General features: G+C 48.9%; 17 protein-coding genes. 12 read left to right on the top strand and 5 right to left on the bottom strand.

What is annotated here, in order from left to right; genetic code table 11:
* The first annotated feature begins 3 nt into the window (after nucleotides 1-3).
* From VT06_RS14365 to ung, 7 genes are all read left to right on the top strand, one after another.
* A complete protein-coding gene (locus tag VT06_RS14365) occupies nucleotides 4-369 on the top strand; it encodes a response regulator (RefSeq protein WP_046555016.1) in 366 nt (121 codons plus the stop codon).
* The gene (locus tag VT06_RS14360) at nucleotides 366-980 is read left to right on the top strand and encodes a hypothetical protein (protein WP_046555015.1); all 615 of its coding nucleotides are present in this window, start codon (nucleotides 366-368) and stop codon (nucleotides 978-980) included. The genes VT06_RS14365 and VT06_RS14360 overlap by 4 nt, the downstream gene beginning before the upstream one ends.
* Nucleotides 980-1,966, top strand: a complete 987-nt coding sequence (locus VT06_RS14355; RefSeq protein ID WP_046555014.1) for a sensor domain-containing diguanylate cyclase — start codon at nucleotides 980-982, stop codon at nucleotides 1,964-1,966. The genes VT06_RS14360 and VT06_RS14355 overlap by 1 nt, the downstream gene beginning before the upstream one ends.
* A gap of 253 nt (nucleotides 1,967-2,219) precedes the next feature.
* Nucleotides 2,220-4,676 (top strand): bifunctional aspartate kinase/homoserine dehydrogenase I, encoded by a 2,457-nt coding sequence (thrA, locus tag VT06_RS14350; RefSeq protein ID WP_046555013.1) that lies wholly within the window; start codon nucleotides 2,220-2,222, stop codon nucleotides 4,674-4,676.
* Between the two features lie 5 nt (nucleotides 4,677-4,681).
* A complete protein-coding gene (thrB, locus tag VT06_RS14345; RefSeq protein WP_046555012.1) occupies nucleotides 4,682-5,674 on the top strand; it encodes a homoserine kinase in 993 nt (330 codons plus the stop codon).
* Nucleotides 5,675-5,683: 9 nt separating this feature from the next.
* Entirely contained in the window at nucleotides 5,684-6,964 is a 1,281-nt protein-coding gene (thrC, locus tag VT06_RS14340; RefSeq protein ID WP_046555011.1) for a threonine synthase, read from the top strand.
* A complete protein-coding gene (ung, locus tag VT06_RS14335; protein ID WP_046555010.1) occupies nucleotides 6,961-7,629 on the top strand; it encodes a uracil-DNA glycosylase in 669 nt (222 codons plus the stop codon). Before thrC ends, ung begins: the two co-directional genes overlap by 4 nt.
* A 53-nt stretch (nucleotides 7,630-7,682) precedes the next feature.
* On the opposite strand, the gene VT06_RS17855 is transcribed toward ung, so the two are convergent.
* Entirely contained in the window at nucleotides 7,683-7,856 is a 174-nt protein-coding gene (locus VT06_RS17855; RefSeq protein ID WP_082122546.1) for a DUF3545 family protein, read from the bottom strand.
* Nucleotides 7,857-8,026: 170 nt separating this feature from the next.
* On the opposite strand from VT06_RS17855, the gene VT06_RS14330 reads away from it, so the two are divergent.
* Nucleotides 8,027-8,755 carry an SDR family NAD(P)-dependent oxidoreductase gene (locus tag VT06_RS14330; RefSeq protein ID WP_046555009.1) on the top strand — a complete coding sequence of 243 codons (729 nt, stop codon included), beginning with the start codon at nucleotides 8,027-8,029 and terminating at the stop codon, nucleotides 8,753-8,755.
* Entirely contained in the window at nucleotides 8,746-9,651 is a 906-nt protein-coding gene (locus tag VT06_RS14325) for an amidohydrolase (RefSeq protein ID WP_046555008.1), read from the top strand. Before VT06_RS14330 ends, VT06_RS14325 begins: the two co-directional genes overlap by 10 nt.
* Here VT06_RS14325 and VT06_RS14320 read toward each other — a convergent pair whose 3' ends face one another.
* A complete protein-coding gene (locus tag VT06_RS14320; RefSeq protein WP_046555007.1) occupies nucleotides 9,652-10,827 on the bottom strand; it encodes a mandelate racemase/muconate lactonizing enzyme family protein in 1,176 nt (391 codons plus the stop codon). It abuts the gene before it with no gap.
* 27 nt (nucleotides 10,828-10,854) lie between these two features.
* Entirely contained in the window at nucleotides 10,855-11,622 is a 768-nt protein-coding gene (locus VT06_RS14315) for a class II aldolase/adducin family protein (RefSeq protein ID WP_046555006.1), read from the bottom strand.
* Nucleotides 11,623-11,847: 225 nt separating this feature from the next.
* Between VT06_RS14315 and VT06_RS14310 the strand changes: the two genes are divergently transcribed.
* The 3 genes from VT06_RS14310 (at nucleotide 11,848) to msrA (ending at nucleotide 14,293) form a co-directional block, all read left to right on the top strand.
* A complete protein-coding gene (locus VT06_RS14310; protein WP_046555005.1) occupies nucleotides 11,848-13,293 on the top strand; it encodes a bifunctional 2-methylcitrate dehydratase/aconitate hydratase in 1,446 nt (481 codons plus the stop codon).
* A 62-nt stretch (nucleotides 13,294-13,355) separates the two neighbouring features.
* Nucleotides 13,356-13,802, top strand: a complete 447-nt coding sequence (gene msrB / locus VT06_RS14305; protein WP_046555004.1) for a peptide-methionine (R)-S-oxide reductase MsrB — start codon at nucleotides 13,356-13,358, stop codon at nucleotides 13,800-13,802.
* Nucleotides 13,799-14,293 (top strand): peptide-methionine (S)-S-oxide reductase MsrA, encoded by a 495-nt coding sequence (msrA, locus tag VT06_RS14300; RefSeq protein ID WP_046555003.1) that lies wholly within the window; start codon nucleotides 13,799-13,801, stop codon nucleotides 14,291-14,293. Before msrB ends, msrA begins: the two co-directional genes overlap by 4 nt.
* A 167-nt stretch (nucleotides 14,294-14,460) precedes the next feature.
* On the opposite strand, the gene VT06_RS14295 is transcribed toward msrA, so the two are convergent.
* Together VT06_RS14295 and pgi are read right to left on the bottom strand one after the other, a co-directional pair.
* Nucleotides 14,461-15,615, bottom strand: coding sequence for a hypothetical protein (locus VT06_RS14295; RefSeq protein WP_046555002.1), 1,155 nt, complete (start codon nucleotides 15,613-15,615; stop codon nucleotides 14,461-14,463).
* Between the two features lie 303 nt (nucleotides 15,616-15,918).
* Nucleotides 15,919-17,550, bottom strand: coding sequence for a glucose-6-phosphate isomerase (gene pgi / locus VT06_RS14290; RefSeq protein WP_046555001.1), 1,632 nt, complete (start codon nucleotides 17,548-17,550; stop codon nucleotides 15,919-15,921).
* Between the last annotated feature and the right edge of the window lie 26 nt (nucleotides 17,551-17,576).

The following is a 17,576-nucleotide window of genomic DNA, read 5'->3' as shown; positions in this document are numbered from 1 at the left end:
CTGATGGCTTTAACCGCTTTAATTTGTGATGACTCACTTTTAGCCCGTAATCAAATGAAAAAGTCTTTGCCCGCCGATTTCGATGCTGACATTGTTACGGCTACCAACGGGCTGGAGGCTCTAACGGTGTTACGTGGTCAGGAGATTGGCGTGATGTTTCTTGATCTGACCATGCCCGAGTTAGATGGTGTCGGCGTGCTGGAAGTAATTAAAGCAGAGAAAATGGATGTTTTTGTCATTGTTGTCTCGGCTGATATTCAGCCAGAAATGCAAAAACGGGTAATGGACCTCGGTGCGCTGGCGTTTATTCAAAAGCCAGTGAACAGCGATAAGCTAAGCGCAGTAATGCGACAATATGGTTTGATATGACGGAACTGAGTTTTACCGAAGAGCAACGGGATTGTCTGCAAGAATTGATTAACGTGGCGATGGGGCTGGCCAGCGACAAGCTAGCACGCTTTTTAAACACCTTTGTCCATTTGCAGGTTCCGGCCATCGGTTTAGTGAATGCGGCCGATATTCCAGCGCAGTTCCGCGGCCAGTATCAGGGCTTGAACAGCTCGATGATTAGCCTTGGCTTTTTTGGTGACGGTGGCTTACGAGGTGAAACAATACTACTTTATCAGCTGGATAATGCTAGTAAAATTGCCGCTTTACTTGGTTATGATGATGATGCTAACAGTGAAGCAGAAATGCTGACGGACATTAGTTCTATTTTAACCACCACCTTTTTAAATGGCCTGGCTGAGCAGTTGGAAAATAGTTTTTCTTATGCCGCGCCGCGGATTATTTTTTCGCGCGATAATGATTTTATCAGTAAGTTGGAACAAACGGCATTCCACTGGCAATTAGCGCTGCAAGTGGATATTCGTTATCAACTTACCGACTATAGTTTTGATTGTAATATGATTTTACTGATCCCGGGTGAGGCAGTACTGAAATTAAAAACCATTTTGGATCATGTGCTGGCTGAATTTTGATGAATATTGACTGGTTAATCAACCCGCTGTTACAGCAATTAAACAGTGGTGTGATCCTGCTTAATCGCCAGTTTCAGATTGCTTACATCAACCCTTACATTTGTCGCCGGGCCGATATCAAGTTAGAAGAGGTGCAGGGCAAAGAGTTGTTTAGTCTATTTCCTGACGCCCCCAAAGCCTGGCTTACCCGTAAACTCGATAGTGTACTGAGTTTGCAAAGTCCGGCTTTCAGTTCATGGGAGCAGCGCCAATATTTATTTAAATTACCCCATTTACGCCCCGTCAGCAGTACAAATCAGTACATGGCGCAAAATTGTAATATGTTACCGCTAACCGAGCCGACAACGGGTGAGCAGTTTGTCTGCTTGCTGATTGAAGATGCGACCGATGCCTATGTCTACCAAAGCCAACTGCAACAAAGTAATTTTCAATTGCAGCAGATTAACCGGCTTGATGGTTTAACCGGAGTGCTTAATCGCAGTTATTGGCAACAGCAGCTTGAAGTTGAAGTTCAGCGTGCCGGGCGCTATCGACATCCTTTGTCGCTGCTATTTTTCGATTTAGATAAATTTAAACGCTTGAATGACGATTACGGCCATCAGGCGGGTGATGTAGTGCTAAAAGAGGTGGCTAAATTGATTGGCAGTTTGTTGCGGGAAACAGACTTGTTTGGCCGTTATGGTGGAGAAGAGTTTGCCGTTACTCTACCCGACACGCCGCTGGAAGGGGCTATTGAAGTTGCTAAACGCATTTGCCAGCGGGTAGCGGCAACTGCGGTGGAATATCAACAGCAGCACCTGGCTATTAGTGTCAGTGTCGGTGTTAGCGATTTTAACAGTGCCAGTAGTGTTAATGGTGCGAATTGTGGTGATACTCTTATTCAACAAGCCGATTTGGCCTTGTATCAAGCTAAACGCAATGGCCGTAATCAGGTAATAAGTTATTACCCTGAACTGATAGATTCTCTTAAAAAGGTAAAACCCTAATCTAGGTTACTTTTTGTTTGACAGACGTCTACAAGTCTGTGCATAGTGGCTATATGAAAATAAAAACAGCAGATCTCACCACCATTATTATTACCACCAGCCCTGCGGGGTAGGAGGTCGGCGGTGTGTTGTCTGTAAAAAAGCCCGTGACCTAAAATGTCACGGGTTTTTTTTATAATATTTATCAGGTGTATACCTGGCCTTGGTCGGCAATAACAACACAACAACTAATTTCATGCGCAAGGAGTAAAACATGAGAGTGCTAAAATTTGGTGGCTCGTCGCTGGCGTCATTGCCACGCTTTGCCGACGTTGTACAAATCGTGCAGCAGCAAGCGGCAACCAGTCCGGTTTGTCTGGTATTGTCGGCGCCGCAGGGGGTAACCAATATGCTGGTAGAGTTAACCGACTTGGCTTACCTGGGGGCTGATTATCAACCTGAACTGACGGCGTTGGCAGAGCGTTATCAGCAGTTACTGCTTGAAGCGACTCACTTAACGGCCGAGCAGGTGAGCACCGTAGCGGTGTTATGGCAGCAGCAACTGGCTAAGCTGGCACTGCATTTACAGGGTATAAGCCTGCTGCGGCATTGTCCTGATCATATTAAAGCGCAAATACTGGGTTTGGGTGAACAGTTTAGTGTCGCGTTAATGACCGCTTTGCTGCAAGCGAAGCAGTTACATGCAGTGGCACTGGACGCGGTAACGTTAATTAAGAGCCAGGGCGATTATCTGAATGCCAGTGCCGATATTGCCAGCTCTGAACAAACGTTGCAGCAGGCTATTACTAACCAAACAGCCGCGGTGTATGTTATTGCCGGTTTTGTGTCCAGCAATAGCCAGGGCGAGCCGACATTATTAGGCCGCAATGGTTCTGATTACTCAGCTGCCATCGTTGCGGCCAGCCTCCGCGCTAACGCCTGTGAAATTTGGACTGACGTTGATGGCGTATACAGTGCCGATCCACGTCAGGTTAAGCAAACCCGGCTGATTGACCGGCTATCGTATGATGAAGCGATGGAGTTGTCCTATTTTGGTGCAAAAGTATTGCATCCGAAAACTATCGGACCATTGGCGCGTTATCAGATCCCTTGTTATATTAAAAACACCCTCAACCCTGCCGCGCCCGGAACCTGTATTGATAGTAACGGCGATGGTGAAGCTTTAGTTAAAGGTATTTCCAGTTTAGAGCATCTAGCCTTGTTTACCGTATCTGGCCCTGGGCTAAAAGGGGTTGTCGGTATGGCGAGCCGGGTGTTTGCCTCGATGGCTCGCGCACAAATTTCCGTCAGCCTGATAACCCAGTCATCATCTGAATTCAGTATCAGTTTCTGTGTATCTCAACTTTATCTTTCGTTGGCTAAAAAAGCGCTGGAGCAGGAGTTTGAGCTAGAGTTGCAAACCGGTTTATTGCGCCCGGTAAGTATTTTAGCGGATATGGCCATTGTTAGCCTGGTAGGCGATGGTATGCGCCAGCATCGAGGTGTTGCCGCTAAATTTTTTGCATCATTAGCGCAGGCAAGGGTTAATGTGGTAGCGATTGCACAGGACAGCAGTGAGCGGTCTATCTCTGCGGTGGTAGAGCAGGCGGTGTGTAAAGATGCCGTGCGGGTGTGTCATGAAAACTTTTTTAGTCATATTCCCAGCATCGACGTATTTCTGGTGGGCTGTGGCGTGGTAGGGGCTGAGTTATTGGCTCAAATTGAGCGTCAACAAGCCTTTTTGCAACAGCGGCAAGTTAAATTAACAGTGTATGGCATTGCTAATTCGCGCCAATTGTTGCTGGTAAAAGAGGGGATAAACCTGGCAGACTGGCAGAGCGGGCTTGGCCAAAGTCAGGCCAGCTTTTCGCTGGCAGCTTTAACCGAATTTGTACGCCAGCAACACCTGACCAATCCGGTGCTGGTCGACTGCACCAGTGACGAGGGGATTGCCAGCCAGTATGTTGACTTCTTGGCTGCTGGTTTTCATGTGGTTACGCCGAATAAAAAAGCTAATACCGCAAGCTTAAATTATTACCGGCAACTGCGCCTGGTAGCGCAGCAGCAGCGCAGAAGGTTTTTGTATGAAACCACGGTTGGTGCAGGCTTGCCAGTTATCGATACCTTACAAGGCTTGCTGAATGCTGGTGACGAATTACTGGCATTCGAGGGTATTTTATCGGGCTCATTGTCTTACATATTTGGTGAGTTAGACGCTGGGGCCAGTTTGTCTGAGGTTACCGGCAGAGCGAAAGCAAAAGGCTTTACTGAGCCCGATCCAAGAGACGATTTATCCGGCATGGATGTGGCGCGTAAGCTACTGATTATGGCTCGCGAAGCCGGTATGCAATTGGAGCTGTGCGATGTTGAAACAGCGCCGGTATTGCCAGCTGATTTTGACGCCAGCGGCAGTGTCGACGATTTTATGGCCCGCTTGCCGCTGCTTGATGCTGCCTTTAGCCAACGCGTGGCTGCTGCTAAAGCAGAGGGCAAGGTGTTACGTTATATTGGCGAAATACATCAAGGGAAATGCCGGGTTGCTATTAAAGCACTAACGCAGGCGCATCCACTGGCCAGCGTAACCGCTGGCGAAAATGCGCTGGCTATCCATACTCGCTATTATCAGCCTATCCCTTTTGTGCTGCGCGGTTATGGTGCTGGCGCTGCGGTAACTTCTGCCGGGGTATTTAGCGATATCATGCGCACTCTCAGCTGGCAGCAGCAGGTATAACAACTATGACCACAACAACACTATGTCGCTATTATGCGCCGGCTTCAACGGGTAACTTCTCTGTGGGGTTCGATTTGCTGGGAGCCGCTTTTGAGCCGACTAATGGTGAGCTATTTGGCGATGTACTGGAAATTCAGGGCCAACAACCACAGCTAAGCCTGCACATTAGCGGTCGTTATCGTCACCAATTACCAGCTGATAACCATGATAATCTGGTATTGCAATGCTTTTATGCTTTTGAGCAAGCTGTGGCTAAACCATTACCACGTTTAGCGTTGCACCTGCAAAAAAACCTGCCGGTAGGCAGTGGTTTGGGCTCCAGTGCCTGCTCAATAGTAGTAGCATGCTTTGCTTTTAATGATTATTTTGGGCAACCGCTTAATCCGCAGCAATTACTTCAGTTAATGGCAGTGGCTGAGGGCGGGGTAAGTGGCAGTGTGCACTATGATAACGTGGCACCGAGTTTACTGGGTGGGTTACAGTTAATGTTACCGGGTAGCAGCACATTAAGCCGCACTTTGCCCTGGTTTAAGCATTGGCGGGTCGTATTAAGTTACCCTGGTACCTCTTTGTCGACGAAAGCCGCCCGGGCCCTGCTGCCTAAGCAACTCAGCTTGTCGCACAGTATAGAGTTTGCTGGCTTGCTTAGCCGTTTTGTCAGCGCTTTATACTGCCAGGATGAAGCCGAGGCTATTGCCGCCTTGCAGGATCGGGTGGCTGAGCCAGCACGAACACCACTTATTCCGGAGTTACCGGCATTACGAAAAACCTTAATGGCAAAGGGGGTGTTACACCTGGGTATTTCAGGCGCCGGCCCTACTTTATTTGCCTTGTGCCCGGATGATAGCACTGCCGCTTCGGCTGCCGCTTACCTGCAGCAGCATTATGGCAAAAACGCCGATGCTATTACCCATATTTGCCAATTATCAGCGACCGGTGCCAGAGCGCTACCAGAGCCGGTACTATCATTGGCAGCATTGCCACAATGTCAGTCGTAGGAATAGATTATGCACTTAACTAATTTAAAAGTAGCCACTGAACAAGTGAGTTTTTTACAGGCCGTACGCCAAGGCTTGGGCCAGCAACAAGGTTTATTTTTCCCAACAGTATGGCCAACGCTGGATATTGACGCTTTGCTGGCGTTACCGCTGGTTGAGCGCAGTAGTAAAATTTTAACAGCGTTAATTGGCGATGAGTTACCAGAAGCTGAAGTACGGGCCATGCTGGAGCAGGCTTTTACCTTTCCAGCGCCTTTAGTTAAGGTTACTGACAACATTAGTGCTCTGGAGTTGTTTCATGGGCCTACCTTGGCGTTTAAAGACTTTGGTGCTCGTTTTATGGCGCAGGCGCTGGCAAAAGCACAACCAGAGCCTACGACTATCGTGACCGCTACTTCAGGCGATACCGGGGCCGCAGTAGCACATGCGTTTTTCCGCCAGCCAGGCGTACAAGTGGTTATTTTGTTTCCAAAGGGCAAAATCAGTATCTTGCAGGAAAAGCTGTTTACTACCTTGGGTGAAAATATCACCACCCTGGCGGTAGAGGGCGATTTTGATCAATGTCAGGCATTGGTAAAGCAAGTGTTTGATAACCCAGCGCTGGTCGCTGAATTTAATATTACCTCGGCCAACTCGATTAATATCAGCCGGTTGTTTGCGCAAATTTGTTATTACTTTGAAGCACTGGCGCAGGTGCCTGCTGCACAGCGTGATCAAGTGGTTATTGCCGTGCCAAGTGGTAATTTTGGTAACCTGAGTGCGGGGTTAATTGCTAAAGCGTTGGGGCTGTCAATTAAGCGCATAATAGCGGCAACCAACAGCAATGACACGGTACCACGTTATTGGCAGAGCCAGCAGTGGCAACCGAAAACGACGGTGGCCACCTTATCTAATGCTATGGATGTCAGTGCGCCTAATAATTGGCCCAGAATAGAGGCATTATTAGCGCAAGGTGTTATTAGCCGGGCTGATATTGCAGCGGTGGCGGTAGATGAAGATGATACGCAGTTAGGAGTGCGCCAACTCTGGCAACTGGGTTATTTAAGCGAGCCACATGCCGCGGTAGCCTACAAGGCGCTAAAACGCAGCTTAGCACCTGGTGAGTTTGGTATTTTCTTTGGCACTGCCCACCCGGCTAAATTTAAAGAGCAGGTTGAAAATATCCTCGGCAGCCCTATCGCTTTGCCGCCGGAATTGGCAGCCTGTGCTGCGGAGCCTGGACTTAGTCGAAATATTACGGCAGACTTTGCTCCCTTAGAGCAGGTAATTAGGGCGCTGAAAACGCAATGACCGATTGGCAGCAACTATTAGGTGAGCAAAAGCAGCAGCCGTATTTTACCGCGTTGCTGGCCGAAGTTACTACAGCACGCGCGGCCGGCACGGTAATCTATCCACCGCAAGCTGATGTGTTTAACGCTTTTAAACTTACTGCGCTTGTACAGTTAAAAGTGGTCGTGCTGGGGCAAGACCCTTACCATGGCCCGAATCAGGCGCATGGTTTAGCGTTTTCGGTACGGGACGGGGTGAAAGTGCCCCCCTCACTGGCCAACATTTATAAAGAGCTGGCGCTGGAGTATGCCGACTTTACGCCACCAGCGCATGGCAACTTGCAAAGCTGGGCTGAGCAAGGGGTGTTGCTGCTGAACACGGTGCTCACCGTTATTGCCAACCACCCTAACTCGCACCGCAAATTGGGCTGGGAGCAGTTTACTGATAACGTTATTAGCAGTATTAGCCAACACTGCGAGGGCATCGTGTTTTTATTGTGGGGTAGCCATGCGCAGAAAAAAGCTCGCTTAATTGACAAAGATCGCCATCATATTTTAACGGCGCCCCACCCGTCGCCGTTATCAGCGCATCGTGGTTTTCTAGGCTGTGGCCATTTTTTACAAACCAATAGCCTACTGCAAAGCAGCAATCGTACCGCCATCAACTGGCAGTCGGTTGGCCGTTAAAGCAATGCCCATAGCGAAAACCGCAACGGCCAATCAATGATTGGCCGTTGGCGTTATAACTCGATATTGGCTAACTCTGGCTCTATGGTCCAGTCCATATCGCAGAGCTCTTTTTTCAGGCGGTGACGCTCTTTTAACTCTTCAATTTCGCGCCATTTACGCTTAACCGCTTTCGGTTTTGCTGCCGGGCGTTCCAACATGTTCAGTAATTCTTCGAAGCTTTCCATAATACGGCCTCTGCTGATGTTGTTGTTATTTTCAACGAAAGTTCTACCACACTTCATTGCAAAATAAAATAGTTAAGTGACAGCAACGTTACAGTCATGGTAAATAATTAAAATTATTTGGCTTTAGCCGGTATCGGCGTAAGCTAGCGCAAGCTGTAAAAGGATCTGCTATGAAAAAAATTGCTATTGTTACTGGTGGTAGCCACGGTATTGGCTACGCTATTGTCGAAGAATTATTAGTTGAGCATTATCAGGTGTTTAACTTAGATATCGTGCCGGGCGAATTGGGCCAGTACCGCCATTGTGATGTCAGTCAGGTTGCGGCGGTTAACACCGTGATCCGGGCAATAGTAGCCGACACCGGCCGGGTTGATGTACTGGTATCAAATGCAGGCCGCCATGTTAGTGCCAATATTGAACAAACCGACGAAGCCACCCTCGATGCCTTGTTTGCGTTAAATGTAAAGGGCGCTTATGCGGCGCTGCAAGCGGTACTGCCGGTAATGCGCCAACAACAAGCGGGTGCTATTGTGCTGATAGCATCTGATCAGGCGTTAGTCGCTAAGAAAAATTCTTTTGCTTATAATCTAACAAAGCATGCGCTGGCCTCAATGGCCAAAACTACGGCGCTGGATTATGCCGCTTTTAATATCCGCGTTAATGCCGTATGCCCGGGCACGATTGAAACGCCGTTGTTTCATCAGGCAATTGACCGCTACTGTGCAAAAAGTGACGCTGATAAAGTTGGTGTTGTTGCCGAAGAAGCCGCGTTGCAGCCACTGGGCCGCTTAGGGCAACCGGCTGAAGTGGCCGCCTTGGTGGTTTTTTTGGCCAGTGATCAGGCCAGTTTTATTACCGGCAGCCTGCAAGTAATTGATGGTGGCTATACGTGTCAGTAAATACCGCCAAACGGTTGCAGATTGTTGACCCGCATTTACACCTGTGGCAACTACGTGCGGGCCACTACCATTGGCTGCGGCCTGAAAATGCACCTTATTGGCAGGATAAAGCCTTACTGCAGCAAGATTACTCAGTCGAAGCACTGGAACCCGGGCCCCATTTTCAATTAGCCGGGTTGGTGCATATTGAAGCCGGTTTTGATAACAGTGCGCCACAGCGCGAACTGGCCTGGTTAGCCGGCCAGCAAATCGCTTGCCCGCATCGTGCGGTGGCGTTTTTAGATTGCAGCCAGCCGCTTAAGCAGCTACAGGTTAATTTGCAGCGCTTGTTAGCATTCAGGCCGGCCGGAGTGCGGCATATTTTTGAGGGCGATGACGAGCGTTGGTTACATACGCCGCAGTTAGAGCACATCGCCAGCATGTTGGCACAGCACCGGCTTATACTGGAAGTTCAATGTCAGCTGGCCACAGAAAAAAATGTAGCGAAAATAGCTCAGTTAGCTGAGCAATTTCCTGATTTAGCGCTGGTAATTAACCACGCGGGTTTAGTGCAGCCCGAACATTTTCAGGCCTGGCAACAGGCTAGCCAAATATTGGCGGCTTTTCCCAATATTGCGCTAAAGCTGTCGGGTTTTGAAATGCTTCATGCTGGTCGCTATAGCCTGCCTGATCAAACTTGGCAGCAACGGGTATTTGCTGCTGTGCTTAACCACTGGCAGCCTTCGCAGTTAATGCTGGCTAGTAATTTTCCGTTATGTTTATTCCAAGGCAGTTATCAGCACTTGTGGCAGCGTTACTATCAGTTGCTAACGGGCTTAGGGCTTGATGCTTCTGGCTGGCAGCAATTAAGTGCTGACACAGCCAGGCAATGGTATGGGCTGGACGTGCTTAGTTAATTATTTAATTTCAACACGCTGTGAGCGCATAACTATTTCATCATTTAGTTCAATGCCAATACCTGGCGCTTCTGACACTTCAAAAAAACCATTAACCGGCTGTGGATCTTGCAGACACAGCTCGCGGTTCCATTTTTTAATGGCATAGGTATGGTGTTCATGAATTAAAAAGTTAGGAATGGCGGTTTCCAGATGTAGCGCCGCAGCCGTGGCAACCGGCCCGCCGCAGACATGAGCCTGAATGCGTACATCGAAGATATCGGCGTAGTCGCAGACTTTTTTGGTTTCGGTAAAACCACCACATAAACCGATATCGGGCTGCAGTACGTTAATACTCTGATCTTCCAAATAAGGCCGCACACCCCAGCGGTTATATAGGCGTTCGCCACCGGCAATGGGTACTGCCACTTTGTCGGCCACTTTGGCATGCAGCGAGTGGTTCAGGTAATTAACCGGCTCTTCAAAAAACATGCAGTCGAATTCTTTGGCAATTTCGCCAAGTTGAATGGCAGAAGTAACGCCAGGCAGGCTGTGGCATTCAAAAATAATATCGACTTCGTCGCCAACCGCATCGCGAATGGCCTGCATTCTGGCACGGTATAGCTTCATTTCAACCCGCGAGATAATATTGGTGCGGTCGTAATAGGTTTTACCATTTTTATCGTACTGAATAGGGTCAACTTTTACCGCGTCATAACCTTCGGCAATAGCCTTTAATGCGGCTTCAGCATATTCTTCAGGGTGAACCAGTGCTTTAAATTCCGGGCCCCAGTCAAATTGCAGCTGCGAGGCATAGGTGCGCAGTTTATCGTTTACTTTACCGCCCAGTAGCTGATACACCGGTACGCCCAGTGCTTTACCTTTAATGTCCCACAGCGCAGTGTCAATGGCGCTCATGGCGGCATAAATAACCGGACCGCCACCCAGGCCCCAGAAACTTTCCCGCAGCATGCGTGACCACAGTTTTTCAGTTTGAAACGGATCGTGGCCGATTAAAAAGGCTTCGGCCATTTCTTTAATCATCGCCGCGGCGGCACTGTGGCCTAAATCGTAAGCCAGACCGGCTTCACCTACACCGCTGATGCCTTCATCGGTATGCACCCGGACAAATACCGGGGTCCAGGCTGGCCGATCCGGACAAAAAATATCAAACACTTCTACGCGGGTAACTTTCATAGACACTCCTGTTGAGGGTAGTAACGGTTACTGGGCAAAACTGGCATCAAGCCGGTAGGCTTTTCGCAGCATCGCCGGCCAAGCTAACTGCCCGCCGGTGCTGCCACTGTGCACGACCTTGGCTTGTTGGCGAATATTATCTACTATTGCTTGCGCAATCGGTATGGCCGGCTGGCCACTGGCCTGAATGGCCAGCTGAATTTCGCAGGCGCGCTGTAAATCGTAAAAGCGCATAAAAGCATCGCCAACCGTTGGGCCAACGGTTAAGCCGCCATGGTTCACCAGCAACATATGGTTATTTAGGCCTAAATCGGCCTGTAGGCGGGTTTTTTCTTCTTGGTTAACAGCTAACCCTTCATAGCGGTGATAAGCCAGTGACGGCAGCGAAAACAGCGAGTATTGGCTTAGCGCCAGTAAACCTTGTTGCTGGCTGGCTACGGCAATGGTTTCTTTGGTATGCAGGTGAATAACACAATGCGCATCTGGCCTAACCTGATGAATAGCGCTGTGAATAGTAAAGCCAGCCGGGTTAATCTGAAAGGGGGTATCGTTCAGAATATTACCCTGTAAATCGACTTTTACCAGGTTAGAGGCGGTGACTTCATCAAACGTTAAGCCAAAGGCATTCACCAGATAATGTTCAGTGCCTGGCAGCCGCGCCGACAAATGCGTATAAATTAAGTCACCCCAGCGATGGTGCTCGACCAGCCGGTAACAAGCTGCTAAATCTAGCCGCAGCTGCCATTCTTCGGCGCTAACGTGGTCACGTAAATTAAGTGTTGGTAAGGGCTGCAACGTGCTACCTCCGGCAAATAACCGGACGTTCTGCCGGTAAATAGATGTACAGAAGTCTAAGGGACTTAGCAGGGGGGATCAATGCTGGCGCTGAAATAAAGTGGCATAAACGGCGGCAAATACCAGCTCGTTTTTTAAGAAGTGCGCCACCGCGCTTACATAAGTTGGCTAAAGGGTGTTTAATATACTGTTACATAAGTGAACGACCATTATTTGGAGTCACGCATGAATACGAATGTTGAATCAAATACTAAACCCGACTATGACCGCCCCATTAACGATATTGCCTGTTATGTTACAGACTATGTTATTGCACATGACACCCTGTACGACACCGCCCGTTATTGTTTAATGGATACGCTGGGGTGCGGTTTTTTAGCACTACGATACCCGGAATGCGCTAAACATTTAGGTCCGGTTGTGGCCGGCACCTTGGTACCTAACGGCGCCCGGGTTCCTGGTACGCAATTTGAACTTGACCCGATTAAAGCCGCGTTCGATATAGGGTGTATTATTCGCTGGTTAGATTTTAATGATACCTGGTTAGCGGCCGAATGGGGCCATCCATCAGACAATATGGGTGGCATTTTAGCCGTAGCAGATTATGTGTCCCGTCAACGTTTAGCGCGCGGCCATAAACCATTAAGCATGAAAGACGTGCTGACAGCGATGATTAAAGCACATGAAATTCAAGGTGTACTGGCGCTTGAGAATAGTTTCAATCGGGTTGGGCTGGATCATGTTATTTTAGTAAAAATTGCCTCTACTGCGGTGGTGACCCAACTGTTGGGTGGCAATAGGGCTGATATTATGGCAGCGCTGTCCCAGGCCTTGGTCGATGGTCAAAGTTTACGCACCTATCGGCATTCGCCCAACACCGGCTCGCGTAAGTCGTGGGCTGCTGGCGATGCCACCAGTCGCGCTGTGCGTTTAGCCATGATGACCCTGTCTGGTGAAATGGGCTATCCCAGTGTGTTAAGCGCCAAAACCTGGGGGTTTTATCAGGTATTGTTCAACGGTAAAGCCTTCACGTTACCCCAGCCCTATGGCGAATATGTGATGGATAACGTGTTATTTAAAATTTCTTTCCCAGCAGAATTTCATGCTCAGACCGCGATAGAGTGCGCCGTTAAATTGCATCCGGCAGTGGTTAATTGTCTGGCCGATATTGATCGTATTGAATTAACAACGCACCAGTCTGCCATTCGCATTATCAGCAAACAAGGTGCGCTGCATAACCCTGCCGATCGAGACCACTGTTTGCAATACATGGTGGCGATAGGGCTACTGTTTGGTGAGTTAAATGCCGATCACTATGAAGATGAGATTGCAACGGATAGCCGCATCGATGCGCTAAGAGAAAAAATGCAAGTCGCTGAAGACCCGCAATATACTAAAGATTATCTTGATCCAAGCAAACGTAGTATTGCCAATGCCGTACAAGTCTTTTTTAAAGATGGTAGTAGTACTGAACAAGTAGTCGTGGCGTATCCGCTTGGACATAAATTTCGAAGGGCTGAGGGTATTCCATTGTTACAAGCTAAATTTGCGCGCAATGTAAAAACCCGATTTCCGGGTAAGCAGGCGAAGGCCATTGTAGAAATCTGTAATGACAAAGCGGCGTTTGAAAAACTGCCGGTGAATGAGTTTATGGCCTTACTGATTATCTGAGTTAATGTTGTTCTGACCCTAAACGTTTCTAATAATTTCTGATGATTGGGAGAACTTACCAAATGAAATACGCGAAGACCGAGGAAGCATTAGCGAAACTCACCCGTGAACAATTCCGGGTAACACAAGAAAGTGGAACTGAACGTGCCGGTACGGGCGAACTAAACAGTAACAAACAGCCCGGCATTTATGTAGACATTGTGTCGGGCGAACCGTTGTTCGCGTCATCGGACAAGTTTGAGTCTGGCTGTGGCTGGCCGAGTTTTAGCAGGCCAATCGTGACTGAACACGTAACTGAGCATTCTGACCATGCGCTGGGTATGGCACGCACCGAAGTGCGTTCTAAACATGGCGATAGCCATCTGGGCCATGTTTTTACCGATGGTCCAACTGATCGGGGTGGTCTGCGATATTGTATAAACTCGGCGAGTCTGCGTTTTGTGCATCGTGATGAGATGAATGCGCAAGGCTACGGCGAATTTGTGGATCAGGTGGAGGAGAGTAAATGACAGCACGTGCAGTTTTCGCCGGCGGTTGCTTTTGGGGAATGCAGGATTTGATTCGTAAACTGCCGGGTGTTATTACCACTCGTGTCGGTTACACCGGTGGTGATGTTCCAAAGGCAACATACCGTAATCACGGTAGCCATGCCGAAGGGATCGAGATTACCTTTAATCCTGACGCGATCAGTTACCGTAAATTGCTGGAGTTTTTCTTTCAAATTCACGATCCTACCACGCCACTTCAGCAAGGTAATGATCGTGGCAGCGCTTATCGTTCAGCCATTTATTATATTGACGAGGCGCAGCATGCTGAAGCGCTTGAAACCATTGCTGATGTCGATGCTTCAGGGCTTTGGCCGGGCAAAGTTGTGACCGAGGTTGAGCGGGTAGGCGATTTCTGGCAGGCAGAGCCCGAGCACCAAGATTATCTGCAGCGCTCGCCGAACGGTTATACCTGCCATTTTGTTCGACCCGATTGGGTGTTGCCGAGGCGTTGAAGCCACGGTTTACGCCTTATTGGTTCAGCTAGCGAAAAAATAGCCGGTTTAACGAGGCACCACTACTCCGGTGTCTCGTTTAAGCTTAGTTGTAGCTGACCAATAACTCAGCGGCGTCGTTTTCATGGCAAGCCTGATACTTAGAGGCAAAACCGCTGCGCCGCTGATTAAAAGCGGTAAATTGCTGCTGCTCCTGTCTCGCTGGGTAGGCGCTGCGGTGGCATTACCATGATGTCGCCGCCGTTTTGAATTACGGTCAGCACTAGCTTCTCCAGCATATCAGGGTGCTCGTTACTGGCATGGTGCTTATCTATCTTAGCAACGTCAAGCCTGTCGTCACTTACCAGCAAAGTTGCAACCCGGCCGGTTTCAGCTGCGTGCTCAATGTCTGCCAGCTTGTCAGAGGCAAGCCCCTGATGTTGCGACTGACTGTATTGCTGCAACATCTCATCAACTTTCTCACTATAATGGCTAGACATCAGTTGCCAGCACTGCTGTCGCAGGTCCTCAGTGTCCAGATTGCCCAGATCCGGGGTAAGGCCTTGCTCCTGTAAAAAGGGGTTATGACTAACCCCACGGAAGAACGCCTGGTTTTCGGGTAGTGCCGCTAATAACAGAGGCAGATCAGAGGGGCGGGAATGGTGTTGCAGGATCGCTTTGTCAACCGCGCGAAAATAACGCTGCCGGTCAATATCTATTTCCTCCTGCTTACCACCGCCACCTGATTCATTGGCATAGACAGAGCCCTGCACACCTGAGGCACTAAAACCCTGGCTAAAACCCTGATTATAACCCGACTGATCGGACGGTGTTAACTCGCTGCCGAGTGCTTGTTCTTTCGTGCGCGGCACGTCAGGATGCAGGCTCACGTCCGATATCGAATCGCGGTTGCCTTCAAACAGCTGGATATTATCGCGGGTTAAACACAGTACCTGATAATTATCGGCAGCCTGGGTGATCCTGATTAGTGGTGTTAAATAAGGGTGGTTACAGATGAAGGTACGGGCTGGAACGGACTGCGGCAAGGTAAATACTTTAAAAAAGTCGGCACCAGCAATAATGGCAAGACCGTTTCGCTGGTGCATCCAGAAGTCTTCATCTTCCTGCAGCTGCTCAAAAGGTTTTAGCAGCTTATTATGATCGGCGTCTGGCTGTTGCGATGCCAGCTGCTGGCGCAGCTCACGCAGCAGGTTCTTAAATAAAACAGGGTTTTCGTTGCGTTGCGGAAAAGCCCGGTGCGTAGGCATATACAATGAAATACAAATGGGCTCGTTAATCTTTGATAATTCATTTATTGTAGTTTTGGTTAGTTGTTCAACCATTTCAGCGTCCTCCATCGGTCAGAAAAAGTACCGGATTGTGACAATGCATATTACTGCAGCTGCAGGGTCAAAGTATGCGTCCTTAATCTTAGGACGAAATTAACGGCATTGAGTTCAATAAACTTCCACACTTTCGGCCTAAGCCGGCCCGAGTTTTCAAACAATCAGGCGCGATCAGCGGCCCTAGCCAACCGGGCCACCTGAAATACTGGCTGCCATAATAGCAACGGGTGCTGCTAGGGATAACAACCATGCAAATTATCAGACAGGAACAGCAATAAAAAAACCGCTTTGCCCGTTTAATTAATCCTGGGCAGCCAAAAACTGCGTAATTAAGGCTGAGGTAGAGTTATCAAAACTATGGCTGCTATTACCTGCCAATGCCTGATAGATCGGGCCAGATAATTGTTTACCCAGTTCTACACCCCATTGGTCAAAACTGTTGAGCTGCCAAATAGCGCCCTGACAAAATACCTTGTGCTCGTACAGTGAAATAAGCGCGCCTAAATAATAGGGTGAAAGCTCAGGTAACAACAAGGTATTACTGGGTTTATTGCCCGGCGATACTTTATGTGGTGCGAGGGCGTTAGCGTGTTGCTTGCTCATGCCTTGCGCCAGACATTCTGCAATGGCTTCTGTCAGCGTTTTTCCCTGCATTAACGCCTGGGTTTGCGCAAAGCAGTGGGCTGCCAAGCGCTGGTGATGATTTTTTAACGGATGCTTTACCTGCAATGGCAGAATAAAGTCGGCCGGCACAGCTAAAGCGCTTTGGTGTAGTAGCTGATGATACGCATGCTGGCCGTTGGTGCCGGCATCGCCCCAGATCACCGGTGCAGTGGCATAAGGTAGCGCTTTGCCGGTGTGATCAACGCTTTTACCGTTGCTTTCCATATCCAGCTGCTGCACATACGACGGTAATAAGCGTAAATAATGGCTATAAGGTAATAATGCCTGTGCCTGACAAGCATGGCCGTTGATATACCACACGCCCAGTAACGCCATAATTACCGGCATATTTTCGTGCATCGGCGCGCTGAAAAAATGCTGATCCATTGCTTCGGCGCCAGCCAGAAGTGCTTTAAATTGCTGGTTGCCAATCATCAGCGCAATTGGCAAGCCGATAGCTGACCATAACGAATAACGGCCACCAACCCAGTCCCACAGCGGCAAAATGTTTTTCTGCTCAATACCAAATTCTGCTGCCGCAGTAATATTAGACGACGCGGCCCAAAAATGATGGGCAATCGCCGCTTTATCAGCACCATGCTGACTAAACCATTGGCGAATAGCCAAGGCATTTTGTTTGGTTTCTTCTGTGCCGAACGATTTTGACGCTACTACCACCAGCGTAGTAGCTGGGTTTAAGGTGCTGAGAATGTCGCTGACCACGGCACCATCAATATTACCAGCAAAATGCAATTTTACCGGACTGCAGTGATAGGGGGTAAGTGCTTCTACGGCCATTTGCGGCCCTAGAAGCGAGCCACCAATGCCAACCCAGATAAGGTCGGTAATCGCCTTACCCTGATAACCCAGATACTGCTGCTGGTGCAAGTTATCTACCAAGGCGGCCATTTTGGCCCGGCACTCAGTAATTTGCTGGCCTATATCTTCACCATCCAGCATTAAGCCTGTTACATCTTGCTGGCGCAGCCGGGTATGCCATACCGCGCGTTGTTCAGTATTATTTATAGCCACACCTTGTTGCATTTGCTGGCGTAAACTGTTGATGTTGCTGTTAACCGCAAGCTGTTGTAACGCCTGCCAGCTGCTGTTGGTAATTAGATTTTTTGAATAATCCAGGCTAATACCGCAGGCCGTTATTGAAAAGCGCTGCGCTCGCTGAGCATCGTCATTAAACGCCTGACGTAAATTACAACGTTCACTGGCCAGTTGCTTAAGTTGATTAAGCTGCTTGGTAAAATTGCCCGACATATGCTGCTCCTGCGCAAGTATCCTGT

The sequence above is a fragment of the Arsukibacterium sp. MJ3 genome (assembly GCF_000987765.1).
Lineage (GTDB): Bacteria > Pseudomonadota > Gammaproteobacteria > Enterobacterales > Alteromonadaceae > Alishewanella.
The sequence above is the reverse complement of the archived record's forward strand: the minus strand, read 5'-3'. Positions and strand labels throughout refer to the sequence as shown.

Coding starts and splice junctions, on each gene's coding strand:
- VT06_RS14365 (WP_046555016.1), top strand. CDS start 4: ATGGCTTTAACCGCTTTAATTTGTGATGACTCACTTTTAGCCCGTAAT.
- VT06_RS14360 (WP_046555015.1), top strand. CDS start 366: ATGACGGAACTGAGTTTTACCGAAGAGCAACGGGATTGTCTGCAAGAA.
- VT06_RS14355 (WP_046555014.1), top strand. CDS start 980: ATGAATATTGACTGGTTAATCAACCCGCTGTTACAGCAATTAAACAGT.
- thrA (WP_046555013.1), top strand. CDS start 2,220: ATGAGAGTGCTAAAATTTGGTGGCTCGTCGCTGGCGTCATTGCCACGC.
- thrB (WP_046555012.1), top strand. CDS start 4,682: ATGACCACAACAACACTATGTCGCTATTATGCGCCGGCTTCAACGGGT.
- thrC (WP_046555011.1), top strand. CDS start 5,684: ATGCACTTAACTAATTTAAAAGTAGCCACTGAACAAGTGAGTTTTTTA.
- ung (WP_046555010.1), top strand. CDS start 6,961: ATGACCGATTGGCAGCAACTATTAGGTGAGCAAAAGCAGCAGCCGTAT.
- VT06_RS17855 (WP_082122546.1), bottom strand. CDS start 7,856: ATGGAAAGCTTCGAAGAATTACTGAACATGTTGGAACGCCCGGCAGCA.
- VT06_RS14330 (WP_046555009.1), top strand. CDS start 8,027: ATGAAAAAAATTGCTATTGTTACTGGTGGTAGCCACGGTATTGGCTAC.
- VT06_RS14320 (WP_046555007.1), bottom strand. CDS start 10,827: ATGAAAGTTACCCGCGTAGAAGTGTTTGATATTTTTTGTCCGGATCGG.
- VT06_RS14310 (WP_046555005.1), top strand. CDS start 11,848: ATGAATACGAATGTTGAATCAAATACTAAACCCGACTATGACCGCCCC.
- msrB (WP_046555004.1), top strand. CDS start 13,356: ATGAAATACGCGAAGACCGAGGAAGCATTAGCGAAACTCACCCGTGAA.
- msrA (WP_046555003.1), top strand. CDS start 13,799: ATGACAGCACGTGCAGTTTTCGCCGGCGGTTGCTTTTGGGGAATGCAG.
- VT06_RS14295 (WP_046555002.1), bottom strand. CDS start 15,615: ATGGTTGAACAACTAACCAAAACTACAATAAATGAATTATCAAAGATT.
- pgi (WP_046555001.1), bottom strand. CDS start 17,550: ATGTCGGGCAATTTTACCAAGCAGCTTAATCAACTTAAGCAACTGGCC.